A 6,677-nucleotide genomic window follows, 5' to 3' on the forward strand; every position below is an offset into this window, starting at 1 on the left:
GTCGACGAGAGCTGGCTGCTTGTCTCGCACTTGGTGCTTCACGACGCTCGGTGTTCGGGCGTCTTCTGCTCGAGGCCACCGTCCTCACCGCCATCGGCGCGTTGCTCGGCATAGGGCTCGCCAGAGCTCTCGTGCGCTCGCAGGCGATCGTCGGCACGATCGCCGGAATGCCTGAACGGGTCGGCCTGGATGCGTCGCTCGACGCACGCGTGCTGCTCGTTGCGCTCGGCGTGACTGCGTTCGCCGCCCTGGTCGTGTCCATCGCGCCGGCGCTCCACCTGATGCGGCTAGCGCCGGGGTCGGTATTGAAGGATGGAGGTACTGGTTCGGGGCGCCGCCGCCCGGTCGGACAGCGCCTGCTGGTCGTCGGACAGATTGCGGCATCGTTTGTTCTGCTGGTATCCGCGGCGATTGTTTTCAATACATTCCGCCGGGTGATGGCGACCGATCCCGGTTTCGACGCGCAGGGTCTCACGGTGGTTTCGCCGGATTTCAGCGAAGCGGGCTTCGACAGCGTTCAGGTGATTGCGTACCGGCAGGAGTGGCGACGACGCGCTGCCGAGAACCCGTCGATCTCAGGCGTGGCACTGGCCTCCGTCGTACCGCCGGCACCATGGACGCGAGACGGGTGGGTCTTCCGGGGCGGGGAGGAGCCGCCTCCGGGCATCGGTGCGCACGATTCACCGACGGGCGGAACGAGGGCGTACCTCGACATCGTTTCGTCCGATTTCTTCGAGGTAATGCACATCCCGATTCAGGCCGGTCGCGGGTTCCTCCCGAGCGATGATGTTGGTGCGGAGCCCGTCGTGATAGTCAGCCGGAGCCTGGCCGCGGCGTTATGGCCGAACGTGAGCCCCCTCGGCAGGATGTTCTCGCTGCCCCCCGCCGACGGCCAGCGGCGGCCGCCCATGCGGGTCATAGGCGTGGCCGGAGATGTTCGGTTCTCGTCGATCTTCGACGAGTCACCTCACGTGGCGTACATGCCGACGGCGCAGCATCCGGGAGTGCCAGTCTCCTTCATAGTTCGGAGCCGAAGCAGCGCCACCATCCCGGATGCGACCGTTCGTGCGATTGGAACCGCCACCGATGTCAGTGTGCCGATGCACACCACCGTAATTGGCGAGAGGATCAACAGCCAAGTCGAACCTCAGCGTGTTGCGAGCGCATGGATCGGTGTCTTCGGCATGGTCGCGCTACTGCTGGCATCCGTGGGCTTGTACGGTGTCGTCGCCCAGGGAGTCCTGCAACGCAAACGGGAGTTGGCGGTGCGCTCTGCGCTTGGTTCCACACCGCGCGGACTGGTTTCACTGGTGATCGGCGAGGGGGTGCGTATCACACTGATGGGCGCGGTGATCGGTGTCGTGATTGGAGGAGCGGCGCTGCGTGTGTTGAAGTCGCATTTCGCTGGCGTCTCCGTGCTGGATGCGCAGAGTGCGGCGGTCGCGACGATAGTGGCACTTGGTCTGGCAACGATCGTTGCCTGCTTTGTGCCCGCTCGACGAGCGGGCAGACTCAATCCTGTCGACGCGCTTCGCTCGGATTAGGAGTGCGGCTCGGCTTACCGGCGCAGATGGAGCGGCCTTGGTTTAGTCCTTTACCGCGTCCGCTGCTCAACCGGCATCCGGTGGCGGCGTCGACGACGCATCACCCGCCGCGCCGCTCTCGCGGTGCACGTCGATGCGCGCCGCCAGAACCGGCCCGCTTCCCTCCTGGCGGGTCTGAACCACGACGCGATCGCCGGCACGGAGGAAATCGATCGGGTGATGCTCCTGCCGGTAAACGACGATCGTGCCTGAGTCGTACAGCACGCTGCCTCTGCGTCCATCATCCGTCGTCAGCACGATGCGCTGCTGCAGCTCGTCCAGCTCCAGCAGCTTGCCGGTCACCTGTCCCTGCTGGACCGCCTGCTTCGACTCGCCCAGCGCCGCGGGCAGAGCCGCACCTGCAACGCCAGAGCCGATCGCCGCGAGTCCACCGCCGCAGGCAGTGGCAGGCACGAGCAGCACAAGCAGAAGCAATGATCTGCGCATCACGTGCCCTCGAGCCTGTTCGGCACTGTGGTTCGCCGAGCGCAGGGCGAGTATCCGTTCCCCGGTCATGTCACCTCCGGTTGCTGCTGCATGCCGGTTTGGGGCAGGGAATCGGCAAGTTCCGGTCCGGGTACCGGCAGCCCGCTGCCACGCGGTGTTCCATCAGGCCGGCTGTTCCACGACCCTCAGGCGCGTACTCCCCTAGTCATCTTGACCTCGATACTCCAAGTCGTATAAGATTATACTTATACAACCTCAGTCTTATACGGGAGGACGAATGGAGATCGATGTTGCGCGCCATCTCGGGGCGGTCACGCGCTCGGTGGCGGAACTCGAACGCGATGGCGGGCCGGTCCGCGCCGTCACCCTCGAGCGGACATATGACACGACGGCGGATGACCTCTGGGATGCCGTGACCAGTCCGGAGCGGCTCCCGCGCTGGTTTCTGCCGGTCAGCGGAGAGCTGCGGCTGGGCGGCAGGTATCAGCTGGAGGGAAACGCTGGCGGGACGATCACCGGGTGTGAGCCACCCCGGTTCCTGGCAGCGACGTGGGAGTTCGGTGGCCAGCTGAGCTGGATCGAGGTGCGGATCGCTCCGGAAGGCGATGATCGTTCCAGGCTGATGCTGTCGCACATCGCTCCGGTCGACGAGCACTGGAGCAAGTACGGCCCGGGCGCTACGGGTGTGGGCTGGGATCTCGGGCTGCTCGGGCTGGCCCTCCACGTCTCCGACCCCGATGCGGAGAAGGTGGACGAGATGGCGTTCATGATCTCCCCCCAGGGCAGGCAGTACGTCATCGGCTCGGCGGAGGACTGGGGGCGCGCAGCGATCGCAGCGGGTGAGGATCCGACCGGCGCGCAGACGGCGGCACGCAACACGGCTGCGTTCTACACGGGCGAGGCGGTGCAGGAGGGCTGATGCACGCCTTCGATGTCCTGGGCGACCCGGTTCGGCGGCGGATCCTGGAGGTGCTCGCGGAAGGTGAGCACCGATCCGGCGAGATCGTCGATGTCATACAGCGGGAGTTCGGGATCACCCAGGCTGCGGTGTCACAGCACCTGCGCGTTCTGCGCGAGAATGGGTTCGCGAATGTGCGCGTCGACGGACCGCGCCGGATCTACGCGGTCGACGCCGCGCCGTTGCAGGAGGTCGACGCGTGGCTCGCGCGCTTCCGTACCTTCTGGGAGCCGAAGCTGGACGCGCTGGCAACCGAGATCGCGCGTGGCCGAAAGCAGCGGCGCCGCTCGTGAGGGAGTCGCCTGCCGGCGCACAGCTTGCGGGCTGCGCTGGCCATGATACGCAACCTCATCGCGGGAGCGGTCGCGGGCGGTGTCGCGACGCTGGCCATGTCGCCCCTGATGGCGCCGCGGCTTACGCGAGCGGTCGCCCGCACCGTACCGGATACGGCACCGCTGGAAGAGTTCCCGCCGCGGCGCGTCGTCCAGGCTGTCGGGGAGCGGGTGTCGGACGGGGAGCCGATGCCGGAGCAGGCGGAGGACATCGCGACGTGGACGTCGCATATAGGCTTCGGCATGGCAATGGGCGCGCTTTATGGCGTGGCGCGTCCCGCATCACGTGGCTCCAGCGCTGCCACGGGCGCCCTGTTCGGCCTGACGGTCTGGGCGGTCAGCTATCTCGGCTGGCTGCCCGCGATCGGAGTGACGACGGGAACGGCGAGCGGTCGCCCCGACACGCTGCCGTTCCCATTCGTCGCTCACGTCGTGTACGGACTCACCACCGGCATCGTGTACGACCAGCTGCGCTGACGTCATCCTCTGCCGGTCGACGTGGACGCTCGCAGCCTCGTGCGCGCACGCGAGCGCCGCGTGGCAAGCCCGACCACGCGGCGATCGCGTCCGCCGTGTCAGCGCACCGTGAAGTCCTCGGTTTCCACGGTTCGACCATCCAGCTGGATCTCGACGCGGTAGCTGCCCGCAGGGAACCCGTCCGGCCTGGAGATGTGGAACTCCGTGACCGATGGGCCCGTCGACGATAGTGTCTGCGACGTTTCGTCAACGACCTGTCCGTCCTCGAAGGTCCAGCGTGCTGTCAGGCGCCCGCCGGACGCCGACCCTTCCGTGTGCACGGACACATAGATCGTGTCCCTGGGTGTGAAGTCGTCCGTATCGGCATCATCGGCGATGCGGCCATCCGAACCGATGGACCGTCCCATCTCGACGTCGGTCACGCGCACTGCAGCATCACTGGGCGCTTCCGCTGCGGGCGGCGTGCGGGTTTCCTCGGCTGTTTCGGTGTCCTGCGCACACGCGAGCGCCGACAGCGCGACCGCGCCGGATACGAGCGTCAGGTAGCGTCGCGTTCTCATCGCTCACCACCCTCGGCGCGCGGGAGCTTCAGCTCCTGTCCCGGATGGATGAGATCGGGATTGTCGATCGTGTCGCGGTTGGCCTCGAAGATGCGCTTCCACTGGCCGGCATCGCCGTACTCCCGCTTCGCAATCGCGGACAGCGTGTCACCCGACTTGACGGTGTAGCTGCGAGCCGCGCCCGCGGGCGCTGCAGACGTGTCCGGCTGCGTCGACGAGCCGCTCTGCACGTTGGAGAAGTCCGCCCTGGGCTTCTCTTTCCGGTCGAAGATTCCCACGCCGCCTCCTTGAAGGGGACAATCCTGGATCGCCGCCGGAGGTGGCATTATGCGTGCCCATCGGTGCGACATCGCGTGGATGCATCAAGATGTTACACCGCCGGGGTTCGCCCGGCGGATGTCTGAACCGGAAGCGGTGAGCGCAGCAATCAGCCTTCGGTGCCACTTCTGAATATTTGCGCCACCTCCGGGCGGTTCCTCCACGAATCGAACTGGGGCGCCTGCAGGTAGAAGCGCAGCCAGGCACCGCGCGGTCGGGCGCGCGTGACGAGCTCGACCGCGCGCGCGGTGTCGCCCACCGCCAGTGCGGCCATGGCACGGGACGTTGCGCCCAGGGGCGTGTACCGCTCGTCGGTGGCTGCCTGAACGAGCTCTGCCTGGACAGCACGTGCCGCGTCCAGGTCGCCGGCTGCTGCGAGGACGGCAACCAGCGTCGCGCGGACCGGGACGGCATGTCCCTGGTCGACGCCGGTTGCGAGGCGCGCTTCAGCGCGTGCAGCGCCGGTGTCGCCCGCAGCAAGAAGGATCCGCGCACGCGATGCACGTGCGTACGAGTTTGCGGGCGCGACTGCCACGGCGCTGTCGGCCCACGCGCGTGCATCGTCGAAGCGACGCTCGTAAAGGGCCATGGCACCGAGCGGCACCAGGGTCATTGCACGTCGTGGCTCCAGGGCCAGCGCGCGACGGTATGCCTGCTCGGCTTCCCGGAATCGCCCCAGCACCATGAGTGACTGACCGTACTGGTGCCATGCTTCGACGTTGTCGTCGTCGATGGCCAGCGACTGCTCAAACGCTTCGAGTGCGCCGTCCAGGCGAACCGGATCGCGCAGGGCGCGCAGGTAGCCGAGTCCGAGCAGCCCTTCTGCGGAGCGCGGCTCCATCGCGAGTCCACGTCCGATCAGTGCATCCGCGCTGTCCAGCACGGCACCTGCGCTCATCTGCGGATGCTGCCAGCCCCAGTCCGAATAGATGAGCCACGCGTACGCCTCGCGGAACAGCGGTTCTGCAGAAGCTGGCGTCGCACGCGCGGCGGCGGAGTACTGCTCGACGGCCCGCAGCACATCGGCGGGCGTGCGTGCGGCCAGGTACATGTCGCCGCGCAGGAGGTTGTCGTACGCGCGAAGCTCTGTCCGCGGTGCATCGGTGCTGAGCGCGAGAGCCACCGCACCTGCGCCCAGGCCCACGACCAGTGCTGCAGTGACCGCGGTACGGTGACGGCGTGCGAACTTGCGCAGCCGGTATCCCCGCTTTGCTCGACGGGCCAGCACCGGCTGCAGTGACAGAAACCGCTCGAGGTCCTCTCGCAGGGCGCGCGCGTCCTGGTACCGCTCTTCCGGTCGCTTTGCGATCGCGTGCAGCACGATCGCATCCAGATCGCCCCGCAGCGCCCGACGTACATGGTCCGGTGTCCCGCCACGCACAACAGCCGCGGGTTCCGCAATCACGGCCCCGCTGGGGGGCGGAGGATCGGTCTCCAGCACCGCACGAACCATCTCGAATGAATCGCCGGAGCGCGGAAACGGTGGCGTGCCGGTCAACAGCTCGTACAGCACGATGCCGAGCGCATACACGTCCGTCGCCGCCGTCGCGGGCTGGTTCCGGATCTGCTCGGGGCTGGCATACGCGGGCGTGAGCCCGAACGGTCGCGTCGACGTTGCGCCAGCGTCGGTGAGCTGCTCGCCCGCAGGCGCTTTCGCGATCCCGAAGTCGAGCAGCTTCACAGTCCCGTCTTCTGTGACCAGCAGGTTGGCCGGTTTCAGGTCACGATGAACGACCAGCCGATCCTGCACGTGCTCCACGGCCGCGCAGACGTCGAGGAAGAGGCGGACGCGCGCGTCGACATCCAGTCGGCGGACATCGCACCACTCGTCCAGCCGCTCGCCCTCGACATACTCCATGACCAGGTACGGCCGACCCGCCGCCGTGACGCCGCCGTCGTACATCTGTGCGATGTTCGGATGGCGGAGCTGCGCCAGGATGCGGCGCTCGCGGCGCATCCGTTCGGCGAGCATGTCCTGGTGCGCGTCGGCGGCGATGACCTT

Annotated in this window: 8 protein-coding genes; 4 read left to right on the forward strand and 4 right to left on the reverse strand. The window is 67.4% G+C overall.

Features of this window, described 5'->3' with window-relative positions; genetic code table 11:
• A partial coding sequence (locus VFU06_03170) for an FtsX-like permease family protein (GenBank protein ID HEU5208388.1) occupies positions 1-1,544 on the forward strand: 1,544 nt, incomplete at its 5' end.
• A gap of 66 nt (positions 1,545-1,610) precedes the next feature.
• On the opposite strand, the gene VFU06_03175 is transcribed toward VFU06_03170, so the two are convergent.
• Positions 1,611-2,030 (reverse strand): hypothetical protein, encoded by a 420-nt coding sequence (locus tag VFU06_03175; protein HEU5208389.1) that lies wholly within the window; start codon positions 2,028-2,030, stop codon positions 1,611-1,613.
• A 277-nt stretch (positions 2,031-2,307) separates the two neighbouring features.
• On the opposite strand from VFU06_03175, the gene VFU06_03180 reads away from it, so the two are divergent.
• From VFU06_03180 to VFU06_03190, 3 genes are read left to right on the forward strand one after another with little or no spacing between them, the layout of a single operon-like run.
• A complete protein-coding gene (locus VFU06_03180; protein HEU5208390.1) occupies positions 2,308-2,949 on the forward strand; it encodes an SRPBCC family protein in 642 nt (213 codons plus the stop codon).
• Positions 2,949-3,281: a metalloregulator ArsR/SmtB family transcription factor gene (locus VFU06_03185; GenBank protein HEU5208391.1), complete on the forward strand. Its 333-nt coding sequence runs from the start codon at positions 2,949-2,951 to the stop codon at positions 3,279-3,281. Before VFU06_03180 ends, VFU06_03185 begins: the two co-directional genes overlap by 1 nt.
• A gap of 42 nt (positions 3,282-3,323) precedes the next feature.
• Positions 3,324-3,797: a DUF6789 family protein gene (locus VFU06_03190; protein ID HEU5208392.1), complete on the forward strand. Its 474-nt coding sequence runs from the start codon at positions 3,324-3,326 to the stop codon at positions 3,795-3,797.
• 98 nt (positions 3,798-3,895) lie between these two features.
• Here the strand turns inward: VFU06_03190 and VFU06_03195 are convergent, their stop codons facing one another.
• The 3 genes from VFU06_03195 to VFU06_03205 form a co-directional block, all read right to left on the reverse strand.
• Positions 3,896-4,357, reverse strand: a complete 462-nt coding sequence (locus VFU06_03195; protein HEU5208393.1) for a hypothetical protein — start codon at positions 4,355-4,357, stop codon at positions 3,896-3,898.
• Positions 4,354-4,635 (reverse strand): LysM peptidoglycan-binding domain-containing protein, encoded by a 282-nt coding sequence (locus tag VFU06_03200; protein ID HEU5208394.1) that lies wholly within the window; start codon positions 4,633-4,635, stop codon positions 4,354-4,356. The genes VFU06_03195 and VFU06_03200 overlap by 4 nt, the downstream gene beginning before the upstream one ends.
• Positions 4,636-4,784: 149 nt before the next feature.
• A partial coding sequence (locus VFU06_03205; protein HEU5208395.1) for a protein kinase occupies positions 4,785-6,677 on the reverse strand: 1,893 nt, incomplete at its 5' end.

It is taken from the genome of Longimicrobiales bacterium (assembly GCA_035764935.1).
Classification (GTDB): Bacteria; Gemmatimonadota; Gemmatimonadetes; order Longimicrobiales; family RSA9; genus DASTYK01.